The organism is Sulfitobacter sp. OXR-159, assembly GCF_034377145.1.
Taxonomy (GTDB): Bacteria; Pseudomonadota; Alphaproteobacteria; order Rhodobacterales; family Rhodobacteraceae; genus Sulfitobacter.
In genome coordinates this window covers 2,703,118-2,718,651 of sequence record NZ_CP139707.1, presented here as the reverse complement: position 1 = coordinate 2,718,651, position 15,534 = coordinate 2,703,118, and the positions used below count along the sequence as shown (strand labels likewise).

Here is a 15,534-nt window from a genome sequence, read left to right as displayed (position 1 = left end):
CAATAATCAGCACACCGCGCGTATTCGGAAAAGCTTGGGCTGACCTAGGGTCAGGAGAAGCTTGACAGGTAAATTATTTTATCAAACGGTAAAATACCTAACCAACGGGGGATATAATATGACACAACGCAATCTCACACGCCGCTTCCTATTGGGCACGGCGGCCATGCTGGCCGGGGCCAGCCTTTTGCCACAGGGCGCGCTGGCTGCCGAGCCGCTTAAAGTCGCTGGCGTCTATACCGTGCCGGTCGAACAGCAATGGGTCAGCCGCATCCACAAAGCGGCCGAAGCCGCACAGGCGCGCGGCGACATCGAATATACCTTCACTGAAAACGTCTCCAACACCGACTACGCCCGCGTGCTGCGCGAATATGCCGAGGCCGGGAACCAGTTGATCGTCGGCGAAGTCTTTGGTGCCGAAGCCGAAGCGCGCGAAGTTGCTGCCGATTACCCCGAGGTCGCTTTCCTCATGGGCTCCAGCTTCAAGCAAGACGAGGCGCTGCCCAATTTCGCGGTCTTCGACAACTACATTCAGGACGCGGCCTATCTGTCGGGCATCATCGCCGGTGCCATGACCGAGAGCGGCAACATCGGCATGGTCGGTGGTTTCCCCATCCCTGAGGTCAACCGCCTGATGCATGCCTTCATGGCGGGTGCTGCGGAAATGAACCCCGATATCAAATTCCAGGTCAGCTTCATCGGCTCTTGGTTCGATCCGCCCAAGGCCAAGGAAACCGCCTTTGCCATGGTCGAGCAGGGGGCCGACGTGCTCTATGCCGAACGTTTCGGCGTGTCGGACGCGGCGCAGGAAAAAGGCATTCTGGCCATCGGCAATGTGATCGACACGCAAGCCGAGTACCCCGAAACCGTCGTCGCCTCCGCCCTGTGGCATTTCGAGCCAACTCTTGATGCCGCCATTGCCGCCGTCAAAGCAGGCGAGTTCATGGCCGACGACTATGGCCGCTATTCCTTCATGTCCGAGGGCGGGTCTTCACTGGCTCCGCTTGGCACCTTCGAGGACAAAGTCCCGCAAGAGGCGCTTGATCTAGTCAAGGAACGCGAGCAGGCGATCAAGGACGGCTCCTTCACCGTCGACATCAACGACGAAGAACCGAAGTCCTCTTAATGACCGATCCAAGATCCGAGGCGCAGGTTGTCCTGCGCCTCGATAATATTACCAAACGATTTGGCAAACTCACCGCCAATGACGCGATCAGCTTTGATCTGCGGCAGGGCGAAGTCATTGCCCTGCTAGGCGAAAACGGCGCAGGCAAGACCACGCTGATGAATATCCTGTTTGGACATTACACCCCCGACGAAGGCCATGTTGAGGTTTTCGGCCAACGTCTGCCTGCGGGCAATCCGCGTGCCGCGCTGGCCGCGGGCGTCGGCATGGTGCACCAGCATTTCACGCTGGCCGACAATATGACCGTGCTGGAAAATATCGTGCTCGGCACCCGTTCGATCTGGCGCCCCGGTTTCGGCCGGGCGCAGGCGCGGCAGCGGGTTGTTGCGCTAATGGAAGACTACGGGCTGAGGGTGGACCCCGATGCACAGGTCGGCAGCCTCAGCGTGGGCGAGCGGCAGCGGGTCGAGATCCTCAAAGCCCTCTACCGCGAGGCGCGTATCCTGATTTTGGACGAACCCACCGCCGTTCTCACTCCGCAAGAAACCGACGACCTCTTCGCCACCATGCGCAAAGCCGTGGCGCTTGGCCTCTCGGTGATCTTCATCTCGCATAAACTGCATGAGGTCATGGCGATCTCATCGCGCGTCGTGGTGCTGCGCCATGGCAAGCTCGTGGCCGAAGGCAAGACAGCCGAGACTGACCGTGCAGCGATGGCGCAGATGATGGTCGGCTCAGAAGTCGCCGCCCCCGTCGTCCGCCGTGCCGATCCGGGTGCCGCGTTGGTCACGCTGTCAGGCGTCTCTACGCCCGATATCGGCTCTGCACCGGGGCTAAAGAACGTCGATCTTGAGTTGCGTGCGGGCCAGATCACTGGCCTTGCCGGGGTCTCCGGCAACGGCCAAACCGCGCTGGCCGACCTGATCGGCGGGTTGATCCGCCCCGCGTCGGGCACGTTTCACGTGAAAGGCGACGCCCCGCGCGGTTGGTCGCCCCATGCCGCCATCAGCGCAGGCATCGCCCGCATCCCCGAAGACCGCCACAAGACCGGCACCATCGCCGATTTCGACCTCACCGAAAACGCGGTGCTTGAACTCTACTCCCGCCCCGGTTTCTCCCGCCACGGCTGGATGAACTGGCGCGCCGCGCGCGACTTCGCGGCCAAGATCATCAAGGGATACGACGTGCGCTGCCCCGGTCCGGAAACCCGCATCCGGCTGCTCTCGGGCGGCAACATGCAAAAGCTGATCTTGGGGCGCGTGCTTGAGACCGCGCCTTCGGTGGTGCTGGCCAACCAGCCGGTGCGCGGCCTCGACATCGGGGCGCTGACCTACGTGCATGAACAACTGCTCGCCGCCCGCGACCGGGGGGCGGCGGTGCTGCTGATCTCCGAAGACCTTGACGAGGTCACGGCGCTGTCGGACGTGATCCACGTGATCTCCGAAGGCCGTCTCTCGCCCGGCTTCGCCCGCGGCGCGCTCACCCCCGCCGAACTGGGCGTCTGGATGGCGGGCGATGGATTCGAGGAGACCTCCCATGCGGCTTGAGCCCATCGCCAACCCCACATGGACCCGCTCGCTGGGCCTGCCTGCGCTGGCACTTTTCGCCACGGTCGTCGTGGCGTCTTTGCTGGCCATGATCGCAGGCGCGCAGCCGTTCTCGGTGCTGGGCTTGATCGTCAAAGGGGCCTTTGGCTCCAAATTCGCCACGCTGGAAACCCTCAACCGCGCCACGCCGCTGATCTTTACCGGTCTGGCTGTCGCGGTCGCCTTCCGCGCGAAGCTGTGGAATATCGGGGCCGAAGCGCAGCTTTACATGGGCGCGGTGGTCACTGTGGTACTGGGCACCGGTGCGCTGGCCTGGCCCAACTTTGCGCTGCTGCCGACCATTGCGCTGGCCGCGATGCTCGCGGGGGCCGTGGTGCTGTTGGTGCCGACCTTCCTCAAGACCCGCTTTGGCGTCGATGAAGTTGTCACCACGCTGCTGCTGAATTTCGTCGTGCTGCTCTGGGTCTCCATGCTGCTCGAAGGGTCATTGAAAGACCCGATGGGCCTCGGCTGGCCCAAGTCCGCGCGGCTGATCGCAGAGGCACGACTGCCGCGCATCGCCGAGGGGTTGCGGCTGCACTGGGGCTTCGGCCTCGCGCTGATCTCGGCCTTTGTCGTCTGGGTGATCCAGCGCCGTACCACGCTGGGTTACGAGATGCGCGCGGTGGGGCTGAACCCTGCGGCAGCGCGGTTCGCGGGCATTCCGGTCAACGCCACGCTCATCAAAACCGCACTGCTGTCGGGTGGCCTCGCGGCCCTCGCAGGGTTTTCCGAGGTGGCGGGGCTGAAGGGCAACCTCACCTTGGATATCTCGCCGGGCTTTGGCTACACGGGCATCATCGTCGCCATGCTGGCGCTGCTGAACCCGCTTGGCGTGGTGGTCGCCGCCCTCTTCGTCGCGGGCATCTTCGTCGGCGCCGACAGCATGAGCCGCGCGGCGGGCGTGCCGACCTACCTCGCCGACATCATGCTGGCGCTAGCGCTTCTGGCGATGGTGCTGGCGATCATGCTGACCAAATTCCGGGTGAGGCGCGACTGATGGATATTCTCGACATTCTCCTTCAGGCGAGTTTCTGGACCGCCGCGATCCGCATCGCCTCGCCGCTGATCTTTGCCGCTCTGGGCGAGCTCATATGCGAGCGGGCAGGGGTGTTGAACCTCGGCATCGAAGGCATCATGGTCGTCGGCGCTTTCGCCGGCTGGCTCACCGTCTATCTCGGCGGCGGGCTGTGGTTCGGCGTGGCGGTGGCGATGCTCTCGGGCATGGCCTTTGGCTTGGTGCATGGGGTGCTGACGGTGCCCTTTGGCCTCAGCCAGCATGTCGTCGGCCTTGGCATCACGCTGCTGGCGACCTCGCTGACCTACTACTGCTACCGTCTGGCGCTGCCCGAGGTCACCTCGCCGCCGAAGATCGAAGCCTTCCAACCGCTTGAAATCCCGATCCTCTCCGACATCCCCGTGATCGGCCCCGCGCTCTTTAACCAAACGCCGCTGACCTATCTCGCCTTTGTGCTGGTCGTCGCTGTGACGCTGGTCCTTTACCGCACGCCCATGGGCCTTGCCCTGCGCGCGGCGGGCGAAAACCCGGCGGCGGTCGAGGCGCAAGGGCTCAGCGTTTCCGCCATCCGCATCGGCGCGGTGATGGTCGGCAGCGGGTTCATGGCCGTGGGCGGGGCGTTCCTGACGATGAGCGCGTTCAACTCCTTCTTCTTCGAGATGGTCAACGGACGCGGGTGGATCTGCATCGCGCTGGTGGTCTTTGGCTCGTGGAAACCGGGCAAGACGCTGCTCGGCGCGGTACTGTTCGCGGCCTTCGACGCGTTGCAAATCCGCGTGCAGCAGACGCCGCTCGGGGCCGACATTCCCTACCAGATCTTCCTGATGGCGCCTTATATCCTGTCGATCCTCGCGCTGGTCGTGATGTCCCGCCGGGCACAGGTGCCAGCGGCCCTGATGGTGCCGTTCAACAAGGGGGAGCGCTGAGTTGACGCTTCCCTCCACGCCCTTCGCCGGGCCAAATCAAACACACGAGTAACCCCATGTTCGACCTCATCATCAAAGGCGGCACACTGCCCGATGGCCGCAGCACCGACATCGGCATCAAGGCCGACAAAATCACCGCCATCGAAGACCTCTCTACCGCTGAAGCGCGCGAGACCATCGACGCCAGCGGCGACCTCGTCAGCCCGCCCTTCGTCGATCCGCATTTCCACATGGATGCCACCCTCAGCTACGGGACCCCGCGGATCAACGCTTCGGGAACCCTGCTCGAAGGCATCGGCCTCTGGGGCGAACTCAAAGAGGTCATGACCCAAGACGAGGTCAAAGCCCGCGCGCTAGAATACTGCGACTGGGCCGCCTCGCTGGGCCTTCTCGCGATCCGCAGCCATGTCGACACCTGCGACGACCGGCTTCTGGGCGTCGAAGCCCTGCTCGACGTGCGCGAGGCGGTGAAGGACTACATCGACCTGCAACTCGTGGCTTTCCCGCAGGATGGGCTCTACCGCGACCCGACGGCGCATGAAAACACCATCCGCGCGCTCGACATGGGCGTCGACGTGGTCGGCGGCATCCCGCATTTTGAACGCACCATGGCCGATGGCGCTGCTTCCGTCACCGCACTTTGCGAACTCGCCGCCGAACGCGGCCTCATGGTCGACCTGCATTGTGATGAGACCGACGACCCCCATTCGCGCCACATCGAGACGCTGGCTTTTGAGACCCAACGCCTCGGGCTGCAGGGCAGGGTGGCCGGTTCGCATCTGACCTCGATGCATTCGATGGACAACTACTACGTCTCAAAACTGCTGCCGCTGATGGCCGAAGCCCAAGTCGCCGCGATCCCCAACCCGCTGATCAATATCACCCTGCAGGGCCGCCACGATACCTATCCCAAACGCCGTGGTCTGACCCGCGTGAAGGAGATGCAGGCCATGGGCATCGACGTCGGATGGGGGCAGGATTGCGTCATGGACCCGTGGTATTCCATGGGCACGGGTGACATGCTGGATGTGGCCTTCATGGGGCTGCATGTGGCGCAGATGACCTCGCCCGAGGAAATGCACCGCTGTTTCGACATGGTGACGAATGTGAACGCGCGGATTCTGGGCTTGCAGGACTATGGCCTCAAGGTCGGCGCGACCGCCTCACTGGTGGTGTTGGACGCGGGCAACCCGATTGAGGCGCTGCGCCTGCGGCCTGACCGACTCTGCGTGGTGGCCAAGGGCCGTGTCATCTCACAACAGGCGCGCAACGACGCGCGGCTGAACCTGCCCGGGCGGCCCGACAGCGTGCGCCGCCGCCATAGCGCACATTCATAAACCTAGCGTTTACCGACACCTAGGACGGCGCCCCCCAGCGGGCGCCGTTTTCGTTTCTATGGCCGATTGAACTCCTCTGCACCTGCTGTTATGTTAGCGCTAACCGCGCCAATCTGCCCGAAACTGGGCCACCGGAGGATTCACCATGACCACAAAAATCGCCATCAACGGCTTTGGCCGCATTGGCCGCTGCGTGCTGCGCGCGCTGATCGAGAACGGCTTTGACGGGATCGAAGTCGTTGCCATCAACGACCTGACCGATGCCGAGAACCTGCTGCACTTGCTGAAATACGACTCCGTGCATGGCCGCCTGACCGCGGATGCGGAATTGAAAGACGGCAGCCTGCATGTCGCAGGTCAGACCATTCGCATGACGGCAGAGCGTGATCCGGCGAAACTGCCGTGGGGCGATGTCGATGTCGCCTATGAGTGCACCGGGTTCTTCACCACACGCGACGCGGCGGCGAAACATTTGGAAAACGGCAGCAAGCGGGTGCTGATCTCCGCCCCCGGCAAGGGCGTGGATCGCACCGTGGTCTACGGCGTGAACCATCAAGATCTGACCGCCGAAGACGTGATCGTTTCCAATGCCTCTTGCACCACCAACTGCCTCGCCCCGGTGGCCAAAGTGCTCGACGACACCTTTGGGATCGAGACTGGCTATATGACCACGATCCACGCCTATACCGGCGACCAGCCGACCCATGACAGCCCGCACCGCGACCCCTATCGTGGCCGCGCCGCTGCCCTGTCGATGGTGCCCACATCAACCGGTGCTGCTGCCGCGATTTCCGAAGTGATCCCGCATCTCAAAGGGGTTCTCGAAGGCTCCGCCGTGCGGGTGCCGACGGCCAATGTCTCGCTCGTTGATCTCTGCGTCATGCCCAAGAAAACCGCTACGGCAGAGGCGGTGAACGCGGCGATGCAAGAAGCATCTAACGGCGCGCTTAAGGGCGTGCTGGCCTATGAGCCCGCGCCGCTGGTGTCGGCAGATTTCAACCACGATCCGCATTCGTCGACCCTCGCGCCCGAACAGACGCGGGTGACCGATGGCGGCATGATCCGTGTGGTCAGCTGGTATGACAATGAATGGGGTTTTTCGAACCGCATGAACGACACCGCGCGTGCCATTGCCGCGTTGATCTAAGCTTTAGCTGGCGCGGGGGGCAGCCCTCGCGCCCATGCTCTACAGCGAGGCCGCAGCCCGGCTCGCTTGGTCATATTGCCCCGACATCGCCCGAAGCTGCGCCGCAATCTTTCGCAGTTCCTCGCCCGAGATATCGGTGCGCGGCAAGCCATCCAGAAAACACGCCTGACGGATCGCGCGATAGGCCTCACACAGCTCGGCCCCGGCGGGGGAGGTGCGATAGAACACCTCCTTACCGCGTTTTTCGGCACTCAGCAGTTCCGCTTTCACCAGCTTGCGCAGCGCATAGTTCACCGTATGCGTGTCTTCAATGTTCAGCAGAAAACAGATATCCGTCAGCCGTTTTTCCCGGCCCCGGTGATTGGCGTTATGCAGCACGAGGATTTCCAGCGGCGTCAGATCCCCATTGCCCGCCGCCGCCATGCAGCGCGACATCCAACGGGTGAAAGCGTTATAGGCGATGATCATCCCGTATTCGAGTTCAGAGGCTTCCCAGCCGTCGCCCTCGGCCAAATGCCGGGACGAAACGATGCGGCGCGACGGGGTGGGGGGAATTTCTTCCGACATGCGGTGCCTCCGGCTGCTTGACCTGAATAACGTTACCAAGACGCTGGCGATTTACAAGCGTTCGGCGTGTCTTTGTCCGTCTGGGCGCATGAAGATCAATTTGCAACAGATTGAAATGCCACATTCATGCCATCTTTCGCGAGGGCAGCGGCTTTGGTAGGCTGGGGTTAATAAAAATACGTGAGGCAGGCAGAGCAGCAATGAAAACGGGCTTTCGAGGCACGTTTGTTATCAGCTGGTCGCAAACAGAGATCGACGGTCTGGAGGCCGCACCGGTGCAGTCGCTCGAACTGGGCGCGGCCTGGGCGTGGCGCGGGGACACTCTCCGTGTGGATGGGCCGAACGATGTGTTGCGGCTGGATATGGCGGACGGGGCAGAGCAGCTGCGCAAGCGCGCGGCCCGCAAGGTGCAGCGCCTGATCGGCGCGGCGCTGGAGGAGGGCGGCGTGATGCCTTCCAAACCCCAGCGTAGAGACCATACCGCCCCACCGCTCGACAACAGTTTTATGGTCACCAACGGCGCGCGGACCTACACGGTTACGTTGATCGACGCAGGCCAAGGTCGCACACCGCTGTTGATGTTTGTCGATGAATTGCCGCCGCGTGACTGTGAACTCTGGGTGATGCACAGCACGCTCAAGCCGCAGCGCGATGAGCTTTCAGAGGCCGAAAGCGGTGGTGTGATTTGCTTTACCCCCGGCACCCGCATCCGCACGCCCATGGGCAGCGCCCTGATCGAAGATCTGCGCGAGGGGGATCTGATCCAGACCAAAGACAACGGCGCGCAGCCGCTGGAGTGGATCGGCAGCCGCCGGATGAGCGGCGCACGGCTCCACGCCATGCCGCATCTGCGCCCCGTGCGGTTCCGCCCCGGCGCTTTGGGGATCACACGGCCCGATGCCCCGCTGCTGGTCTCGCCGGATCACCGGATCGTGCTGCAAGGCCCGCAGGCCCGTGATCTGTTCAACTGTGATGAGGTGCTGGTCGCGGCCAAAGACCTGATTAACGGGCGCAGCGTGGCCAGCGATATGTCTCTGCGCGAAGTGACCTATATCCACGTGTTGCTGGCCGAGCATCAGGTGATGTGGGCCAATGGGGTCGAGACCGAGAGCTTTCATCCCGCCTCGGCCCCGCTCACCAGTCTTGGCGCGCAGGACCGGGCGCGTCTGCTTGCGGCGCATCCGCAGTTGGCGGCTGATCCGCACAGCTACGGCGGGTTCGCGCGGCGCAATCTCAGCACGTCAGAGGCGGCGATCCTGCGGCATGTGGCGTAAGGGCCGGGCCCGGACGCCCGACCTTGCGGCTAAACTTTAGCTCTCTGCGTCTTCTTTGATCAGCGCTGCGATAATCGCCCGCGCGCTCTCAGAGTCCCATTCCGCATCGCCCTGCAACCGGGCGATCTCGCGCCCTTCACGGTCCAAAAGCACGCTGATCGGCAGGCCGAAAACGCCCATCTGGCTGGCGAGCTTCTGCTTCGGGTCTCGGTGGCGGGGCAGGCTGTCGACGCCGGCTTCCTCGAAGAAACGCTTGATCCCTTCTTCAGAGTTGCGGCCCGTGGCGATGGTCAGCACCTGAAAATCGTCGCCGCCAAATTCCTTTTGGAGCGCGTTCAACTGCGGCATTTCCTTGCGGCAGGGCGCGCACCATGTGGCCCAGAAGTTCACCAACACGACCTTGCCTTCGTAATCCGCCAGCGACATCGCTTCGCCATCGTCCTCACGCTCAAAGGTCACGTCAGAGGCCGCTTGCGGCGCGTCATGGATCACAAGTTTCTTCATGTCCCCGTCGCGCAGCCCCGCGATGTCAGCCGTTCCGGCAAGGGCGGGGTTTGCACCTGCGACAAGCAGCGTATAAACGAAGCCGAGCACGAGATTTTTCATACGTCCCTCCAAGGGTATTCAACATGACCGACACGACCTCGAACAAAATGTGGGGTGGCCGTTTCGCCGCCGGACCGGACGCGATCATGGAGGCGATCAACGCCTCGATCGGGTTCGACAAACGGATGGCCGCACAAGACATCAGTGGGTCGCGTGCCCATGCCGCCATGCTGGCAGCCACGGGCATCCTGACTGATAACGACGCGCAAGCGATACGGGAAGGGCTTCTCACGATCTTGTCAGAGATCGAAGAGGGCCGGTTCGAGTTCTCGGCAGCCCTCGAAGACATCCACATGAACGTCGAGGCGCGGCTGAAAGACCTGATCGGTGAGCCCGCAGGCCGCTTGCACACGGGCCGCAGCCGGAACGACCAAGTCGCCACCGATTTCAAACTCTGGGTCCGCGATCAGTTGGACGCCGCTGATGAAGGTCTCCAAGCGCTGATCCGCGCGCTTTTGTCTCAGGCAGAGGCCGGGGCCGATTGGGTCATGCCGGGCTTTACCCATCTGCAAACCGCGCAGCCCGTGACGTGGGGCCACCACATGATGGCCTATGTCGAGATGTTTGGCCGCGATCTCTCGCGCATCCGCGATGCGCGTAAACGAATGAACGAATGCCCATTGGGCGCGGCAGCCCTTGCTGGCACGTCATTCCCGATTGACCGGGACATGACAGCCGAAGCGCTCGGCTTTGACCGCCCCGCCGCCAACAGTCTTGACGCCGTCAGCGACCGCGACTTCGCGTTGGAGTTCATGGGTGCGGCCAGCATCTGTGCGATGCACCTGTCACGCTTTGCCGAAGAGCTGGTGATCTGGTCGTCGGCACAGTTCCGTTTCGTGGCGCTGTCGGACCGCTTCTCGACCGGCTCCAGCATCATGCCGCAGAAGAAAAACCCCGACGCCGCCGAGCTGATCCGCGCCAAGGTAGGCCGTATCTTTGGTGCAAATACCGCGCTGATGATGGTGATGAAGGGCCTGCCGCTGGCCTACTCCAAGGACATGCAGGAAGATAAAGAACAGGTCTTTGACGCCGCGGACAACCTGATGCTGGCGCTGGCCGCGATGACCGGGATGGTGGGCGACATGACTGCGGAGCGCGAGAACCTCGCCGCCGCCGCGGGCTCGGGATTCTCCACCGCCACCGATCTGGCCGACTGGCTGGTGCGGGTGCCGAACCTGCCGTTCCGCGACGCGCACCATGTGACCGGCACGCTGGTCGCCATGGCCGAGGCGCAGGGCTGTGATCTGCCGGACCTCACGCTGGAACAGATGCAATCGGTGCACGCCGAGATCACGCAGGACGTTTTCGATGTGCTTGGCGTCGAAAACTCGGTAAACTCGCGCATGTCCTATGGCGGCACCGCCCCTGCGCAGGTGCGTGCCCAAGTCGAGCGTTGGAAGGAAATCCTGAAGTGAAACGCGCCCTCGCGACCCTTGCTTTGCTGAGCCTTGCCGCCTGTGGCGCGGATGGCGAACCTGTGAAACCGACAGCCAGCAGCACGATCACCATGTCGTCTTCGGACGTGTCGGTCGGCACCGCTGTCGGGCTGCGCCGCGGGCCGTTTTCGCTGGCGCTTGGGGTCGGGTCGTGAGGCCGCTTTTGCAGATTACGCTGGTGGCCGGGACACTTAGCTTGGCCGCCTGCACCCCGCCGCAGCCATCGGCGCGGCAAGATGCGCCGCCGCCAGCCGAACCGGGGATCAGCCTGTCGGGCTATGCCACCGTCGGCGTGGCAAAGACTTTCTGATGTCACCGCTGCGCATGCTCTACCTCGCCCTTGCGGTCTGGGGCACGGTGCATCCGATGTATTACTTCATCACTTGGTTCAACGCCGAAGGCTGGAGCCTGAGCGCCATGGTGGACGCATGGCACGCCAATGCCGCCGCCAGCGGGCTGGTCTGGGACCTGACCATCGCTGCCGTGACTTTGACCATCTGGATTATCGCTGAGGTCGCCGTGCGCCGGAATTTCCTCAGCTTGATTGCCATTCCCGCCACGTTCTGTATTGGGGTGAGCTGTGGCCTGCCGCTCTATCTTTTCCTGCGGACAGCGCCGATCAAATAGGGCCGGGACGACATAAGGCGACGCGCAAATGGATCATTTTCTCTATAAAGACGGTGTGTTGCACGCCGAAGACGTAAGCTTGGCCGAGATCGCCGCCGCTGTCGGCACGCCGGTCTACGTCTATTCCACCGCGACGCTGCTGCGCCATTTCCACCTGTTCGACGATGCGCTTTCGGGCATGGATCATCTGGTCTGCTACGCGATGAAGGCCAATTCCAACCAAGCCGTGTTGCGCACGCTGGCGCAGGCGGGCGCGGGGATGGATGTTGTCTCGGGCGGGGAATACCGCCGCGCCAAGGCGGCAGGCGTGCCGGGCGACAGGATCGTCTTTTCCGGCGTAGGCAAAACCCGCGAAGAGATCGAATTGGCTCTGACGGGCGGCATTCGCCAGTTCAACGTCGAGAGCGAGCCGGAGATGATCCTGCTTGATATCGTGGCGCGTGAATTGGGCAAGGTCGCGCCGATCACCATCCGCGTGAACCCCGATGTCGATGCGAAAACCCACGCCAAGATCGCCACCGGCAAAAGCGAAAACAAGTTTGGCATCCCCATCGCCCGCGCCCGCGAGGTCTATGCCATGGCGGCCAATCTGCCGGGGTTGGAGATTGTCGGCATCGATGTGCATATCGGCAGCCAGTTGACCGATCTCGCCCCCTTTGAGCAGGCCTATGGCAAGGTCGCGGAACTGACCGAAGTGCTGCGCGCCGATGGTCATAACATCCGGCGGCTGGACCTTGGCGGCGGCTTGGGCATCCCTTACGAGCGCTCCAACTCTGCCCCCCCATTGCCGACAGATTACGGCGCGATGGTGCAGCGCACGCTGGGGCATCTGGGCTGCGAGGTCGAGATTGAACCGGGCCGCCTGATCGCGGGCAACGCGGGTGTCTTGGTCAGCGAAGTGATCTACCTCAAATCCGGCGAGGGCCGCGATTTCCTGATCCTTGATGCCGCGATGAACGACCTGATCCGGCCCGCCATGTATGACGCATGGCATGACATCGTGCCGCTGAATGAACCCGCTCCGGGGGCCGAGCCGCGTCCGGTGGATATCGTCGGCCCGGTTTGCGAATCCGGCGATACGTTCGCCAAACAACGCATGATGCCGGTGCTGGGGTCAGGCGATCTGGTGGCCTTCCGCTCTGCCGGAGCCTACGGCGCGGTGATGAGCAGCGAATATAATTCGCGGCCCCTGATCCCCGAGGTGCTGGTCAATGGCGATCAATTCGCGGTTATCCGCCCACGGCCAAGCTTTGACGAAATGATAAACCGCGATACCATCCCTGAATGGCTCTGACGGCATTCCGCCGCCGGGCCACCGGAGCGTGACGCATGGAAACATCCACTGACAGGACAGACGGGCTGCGCGCATTGCGGCGGCCCTTGCGGCTGACTTGGGCGGGGATGTGGGCCGAGGCGCTGGTGCAGGCGCTTTGGCCGATGCTGACGCTGGTGCTGGCGGTGCTCGCGGCGCTGATGATGGGGGCGCAGGACGGTCTGGGCGGTAATCTGCTTTGGGCCGTATTTGCCGTTCTCGGTATCGCATTTCTGGGCACCTTGGTGTTCGCGCTGCGGCGTTTTCGGGTGCCCTCACGCGCCGATGCGCTGGCCCGGCTGGATGCCAGCCTGCCGGGGCGGCCCATTCGGGCGCTGTTGGACGATCAGGCAATCGGCGCGGGTGATGCGGCGTCGGCGGCGGTCTGGAAGGCCCATCAGAAACGGATGGCGGCACGGGCGGCGGCAGCCAAACCGGTAAAGGGTGATCTGCGTGTGTCGCGGGCTGACCCCTATGCGCTGCGCTATCTGGCGCTGCTGGCGTTCACTGTGGCATTGGTCTTCGGCTCGGTCTGGCGGTTGGGTGAGGTCACGCAACTGACCCCCGGCGGCGCGGGCGGCGCGTTGGCCTCTGGTCCGGTTTGGGAAGGCTGGGCCGAGCCGCCGCGCCATACTGGGAAGCCAACACTTTATTTGAACGACCTTGAGGCCGGGGCGCTGTCGCTGCCTGCGGGCACGTTGATCACCCTACGCCTTTACGGAGAGTTGGGCGCGCTGACGGTCGACGAAACCGTATCGGGCCGCGAGGGGGGCGCGACCTCTGAGCCCGCGCAGGATTTCACCCTGCGCCAAAGCGGCGAGATCAGCATCGAGGGTCCGGGCGCGCGGGCATGGCAGATCACGATGCTGCCCGACGCCGCCCCGCAGATCGAGCGACAAGGCCCGCCCGAGGTGACTGCTTTGGGCGAAATGAGCCTGCCTTTCATCGCGCGGGATGACTATGGCGTCGAAGCAGGCGAGGCGCGGATCAGCCTTGATCTGGCCTCCGTCGACCGTCGCTATGGGCTGACCATCGACCCAGACGCTTGGCCCGAGATTGTTGTGCCGCTGCCCATGCCGATCACGGGCGATCGGCGGCAGTTCGAAGAGAACCTGATTGAGAATTTCTCTAAGCACCCTTGGGCCAATCTGCCGGTGTCCCTAGAGCTTTCCGTGCTCGACGCTGCCGAACAGCAAGCCGTGACCGAGGTGAGCCAATTGACCCTGCCGGGGCGGCGCTTTTTTGATCCCGCGGCGGCAGCAGTCATCGAGATGCGCCGCGATCTTTTGTGGTCGCGGGCCAATGCGCCGCGCATCGCGCAGGTGCTTCGCGCTGTGACCTATGCGCCGGGGGAGGACCTGCGATCGGATGTGACGGTTCTGCGGCTCAAGCAATTGATCCGCCGTCTGGAAATCCGGGCGCGCTATGGGTTGGACGAAGAAGTCCAGACCGAAATGGCCGAAGACCTTTGGGCGTTGGCGATTGAACTGGAAGAGGGCGTGTTGGCCGATGCGCTGGCGCGGATGCGCCGCGCGCAGGATCGGCTGAACGAGGCGATGAAGAACGGTGCTTCGTCGGCAGAGATTGCCGAGCTGATGGAGGAATTGCGCCGCGCCACCGAAGAGTATCTGGAGCAACTCCAGCGCCAACAGGCGCAGGGGGGCGAGGGCGAAGGCCAGCAGCCCCAAGGCGAGTCCATGCAGATGACGCAAGATGATCTGCAACGCATGATGGACCGCATTCAAGAGTTGATGGAGCAGGGCCGCATGGCCGAGGCTGCAGAGGCGCTGCGTCAGTTGCAGGAAATGATGGAGAACATGCGCGTCACCCAAGGCCAGCCTGGCGAGGGCGGCAATTCACCGGGTGAGCAGGCGATGGAGGGGCTCTCGGAAACGCTGCGCGAGCAACAGGGGCTGAGCGATCAGGCCTTCCGCGACCTGCAAGAGCAGTTCAACCCCGGCACCGGGGCGGGCGAGAATGAGGGCAACGAAGGCCGCAACGGCGGTCAGGGCCGCGGTCAGAGCCATGAGGGCCAGCAGGGGCAGGGCGGCCAATCCGGCGAAGAGGGCGCCGAAGAGGGGCTGGCCGGGCGTCAGCAAGCGCTGCGCGATGAGTTGCGCCGTCAGGAAGGCCGTCTACCGGGGCAAGGCACGCCCGAAGGGGATGCCGCGCGTGATGCACTGGACCGCGCCGGTGAGGCGATGGACCGTGCCGGAGACGCCCTGCGCCGCGATGAGTTGGCCGAGGCAATCGACAATCAGGCACAGGCCATGGAAGCATTGCGCGAAGGGATGCGGTCGCTTGGCGATGCGATGGAGCAAGAACAGGGCGAGGGCCAGCCCGGTCAAGGCACTGCCGAAGGCGACCGCCGGGCCGAGGCGCGCGATCCGCTGGGGCGCGAGCAGGGCGGCAATGGGGCCAATAGCTCGGACGCGCCGCTGGCGCAGGGGCCCGACGATCAGGGCCGCGCACGGCGTCTGTTGGACGAAATCCGCCGCCGCTCGGGCGAGGCGGAGCGGCCAGAGGTCGAGCGGGATTACCTCAACAGACTGTTGGATCGGTTCTAGGCGGG

At 63.6% G+C, this 15,534-nt stretch carries 15 protein-coding genes; 13 read left to right on the top strand and 2 right to left on the bottom strand.

Annotated elements, in window-relative coordinates; all coding sequences use genetic code 11:
* Positions 1 to 118 precede the first annotated feature (118 nt).
* The 6 genes from T8A63_RS13975 to gap all read left to right on the top strand — a co-directional run bounded on the left by T8A63_RS13975 (position 119) and on the right by gap (position 7,140).
* Positions 119 to 1,126: a BMP family protein gene (locus T8A63_RS13975; protein ID WP_322344149.1), complete on the top strand. Its 1,008-nt coding sequence runs from the start codon at positions 119 to 121 to the stop codon at positions 1,124 to 1,126.
* Positions 1,126 to 2,673 carry an ABC transporter ATP-binding protein gene (locus T8A63_RS13970; protein WP_322344148.1) on the top strand — a complete coding sequence of 516 codons (1,548 nt, stop codon included), beginning with the start codon at positions 1,126 to 1,128 and terminating at the stop codon, positions 2,671 to 2,673. The genes T8A63_RS13975 and T8A63_RS13970 overlap by 1 nt, the downstream gene beginning before the upstream one ends.
* Positions 2,663 to 3,712 carry an ABC transporter permease gene (locus tag T8A63_RS13965; RefSeq protein WP_322344147.1) on the top strand — a complete coding sequence of 350 codons (1,050 nt, stop codon included), beginning with the start codon at positions 2,663 to 2,665 and terminating at the stop codon, positions 3,710 to 3,712. The genes T8A63_RS13970 and T8A63_RS13965 overlap by 11 nt, the downstream gene beginning before the upstream one ends.
* Complete coding sequence (locus tag T8A63_RS13960) at positions 3,712 to 4,656, top strand: ABC transporter permease (RefSeq protein WP_322344146.1); 945 nt, start codon at positions 3,712 to 3,714, stop codon at positions 4,654 to 4,656. Before T8A63_RS13965 ends, T8A63_RS13960 begins: the two co-directional genes overlap by 1 nt.
* Before the next feature lie 56 nt (positions 4,657 to 4,712).
* The gene (locus tag T8A63_RS13955) at positions 4,713 to 5,993 is read left to right on the top strand and encodes an amidohydrolase family protein (RefSeq protein WP_322344145.1); all 1,281 of its coding nucleotides are present in this window, start codon (positions 4,713 to 4,715) and stop codon (positions 5,991 to 5,993) included.
* A gap of 145 nt (positions 5,994 to 6,138) precedes the next feature.
* Positions 6,139 to 7,140 (top strand): type I glyceraldehyde-3-phosphate dehydrogenase, encoded by a 1,002-nt coding sequence (gap, locus tag T8A63_RS13950; protein ID WP_322344144.1) that lies wholly within the window; start codon positions 6,139 to 6,141, stop codon positions 7,138 to 7,140.
* A gap of 39 nt (positions 7,141 to 7,179) precedes the next feature.
* Here gap and T8A63_RS13945 read toward each other — a convergent pair whose 3' ends face one another.
* Positions 7,180 to 7,707 carry a winged helix DNA-binding protein gene (locus T8A63_RS13945; RefSeq protein WP_322344143.1) on the bottom strand — a complete coding sequence of 176 codons (528 nt, stop codon included), beginning with the start codon at positions 7,705 to 7,707 and terminating at the stop codon, positions 7,180 to 7,182.
* A 200-nt stretch (positions 7,708 to 7,907) separates the two neighbouring features.
* Here T8A63_RS13945 and T8A63_RS13940 point away from each other — a divergent pair, with 200 nt between their 5' ends.
* On the top strand, positions 7,908 to 8,981 hold the full coding sequence (locus T8A63_RS13940) for a Hint domain-containing protein (protein ID WP_322344142.1): 1,074 nt from the start codon (positions 7,908 to 7,910) through the stop codon (positions 8,979 to 8,981).
* Between the two features lie 36 nt (positions 8,982 to 9,017).
* Here the strand turns inward: T8A63_RS13940 and T8A63_RS13935 are convergent, their stop codons facing one another.
* Positions 9,018 to 9,587: a TlpA family protein disulfide reductase gene (locus T8A63_RS13935; RefSeq protein WP_322344141.1), complete on the bottom strand. Its 570-nt coding sequence runs from the start codon at positions 9,585 to 9,587 to the stop codon at positions 9,018 to 9,020.
* Between the two features lie 23 nt (positions 9,588 to 9,610).
* Here T8A63_RS13935 and argH point away from each other — a divergent pair, with 23 nt between their 5' ends.
* Genes argH through T8A63_RS13905 form a run of 6 tightly spaced genes read left to right on the top strand, consistent with a single transcriptional unit; the run spans position 9,611 to position 15,529 of the window.
* A complete protein-coding gene (gene argH, locus T8A63_RS13930) occupies positions 9,611 to 11,002 on the top strand; it encodes an argininosuccinate lyase (protein WP_322344140.1) in 1,392 nt (463 codons plus the stop codon).
* Complete coding sequence (locus T8A63_RS13925; RefSeq protein ID WP_322344139.1) at positions 10,999 to 11,178, top strand: hypothetical protein; 180 nt, start codon at positions 10,999 to 11,001, stop codon at positions 11,176 to 11,178. The genes argH and T8A63_RS13925 overlap by 4 nt, the downstream gene beginning before the upstream one ends.
* Complete coding sequence (locus T8A63_RS13920) at positions 11,175 to 11,333, top strand: hypothetical protein (protein WP_259948011.1); 159 nt, start codon at positions 11,175 to 11,177, stop codon at positions 11,331 to 11,333. Before T8A63_RS13925 ends, T8A63_RS13920 begins: the two co-directional genes overlap by 4 nt.
* Entirely contained in the window at positions 11,333 to 11,650 is a 318-nt protein-coding gene (locus tag T8A63_RS13915; RefSeq protein WP_322344138.1) for a DUF2834 domain-containing protein, read from the top strand. Before T8A63_RS13920 ends, T8A63_RS13915 begins: the two co-directional genes overlap by 1 nt.
* 28 nt (positions 11,651 to 11,678) lie before the next feature.
* Complete coding sequence (gene lysA / locus T8A63_RS13910) at positions 11,679 to 12,944, top strand: diaminopimelate decarboxylase (protein ID WP_120350465.1); 1,266 nt, start codon at positions 11,679 to 11,681, stop codon at positions 12,942 to 12,944.
* Positions 12,945 to 12,979: 35 nt separating this feature from the next.
* Positions 12,980 to 15,529, top strand: a complete 2,550-nt coding sequence (locus T8A63_RS13905; RefSeq protein WP_322344137.1) for a DUF4175 domain-containing protein — start codon at positions 12,980 to 12,982, stop codon at positions 15,527 to 15,529.
* Positions 15,530 to 15,534 lie beyond the last annotated feature (5 nt).

Excerpts from the sequence above, each read along its gene's own strand:
- lysA (WP_120350465.1), top strand. The coding sequence starts at position 11,679 with ATGGATCATTTTCTCTATAAAGACGGTGTGTTGCACGCCGAAGACGTA.
- T8A63_RS13905 (WP_322344137.1), top strand. The coding sequence starts at position 12,980 with ATGGAAACATCCACTGACAGGACAGACGGGCTGCGCGCATTGCGGCGG.
- gap (WP_322344144.1), top strand. The coding sequence starts at position 6,139 with ATGACCACAAAAATCGCCATCAACGGCTTTGGCCGCATTGGCCGCTGC.
- T8A63_RS13945 (WP_322344143.1), bottom strand. The coding sequence starts at position 7,707 with ATGTCGGAAGAAATTCCCCCCACCCCGTCGCGCCGCATCGTTTCGTCC.
- T8A63_RS13955 (WP_322344145.1), top strand. The coding sequence starts at position 4,713 with ATGTTCGACCTCATCATCAAAGGCGGCACACTGCCCGATGGCCGCAGC.
- T8A63_RS13940 (WP_322344142.1), top strand. The coding sequence starts at position 7,908 with ATGAAAACGGGCTTTCGAGGCACGTTTGTTATCAGCTGGTCGCAAACA.
- T8A63_RS13975 (WP_322344149.1), top strand. The coding sequence starts at position 119 with ATGACACAACGCAATCTCACACGCCGCTTCCTATTGGGCACGGCGGCC.
- T8A63_RS13915 (WP_322344138.1), top strand. The coding sequence starts at position 11,333 with ATGTCACCGCTGCGCATGCTCTACCTCGCCCTTGCGGTCTGGGGCACG.
- T8A63_RS13965 (WP_322344147.1), top strand. The coding sequence starts at position 2,663 with ATGCGGCTTGAGCCCATCGCCAACCCCACATGGACCCGCTCGCTGGGC.
- T8A63_RS13935 (WP_322344141.1), bottom strand. The coding sequence starts at position 9,587 with ATGAAAAATCTCGTGCTCGGCTTCGTTTATACGCTGCTTGTCGCAGGT.
- T8A63_RS13960 (WP_322344146.1), top strand. The coding sequence starts at position 3,712 with ATGGATATTCTCGACATTCTCCTTCAGGCGAGTTTCTGGACCGCCGCG.
- argH (WP_322344140.1), top strand. The coding sequence starts at position 9,611 with ATGACCGACACGACCTCGAACAAAATGTGGGGTGGCCGTTTCGCCGCC.
- T8A63_RS13970 (WP_322344148.1), top strand. The coding sequence starts at position 1,126 with ATGACCGATCCAAGATCCGAGGCGCAGGTTGTCCTGCGCCTCGATAAT.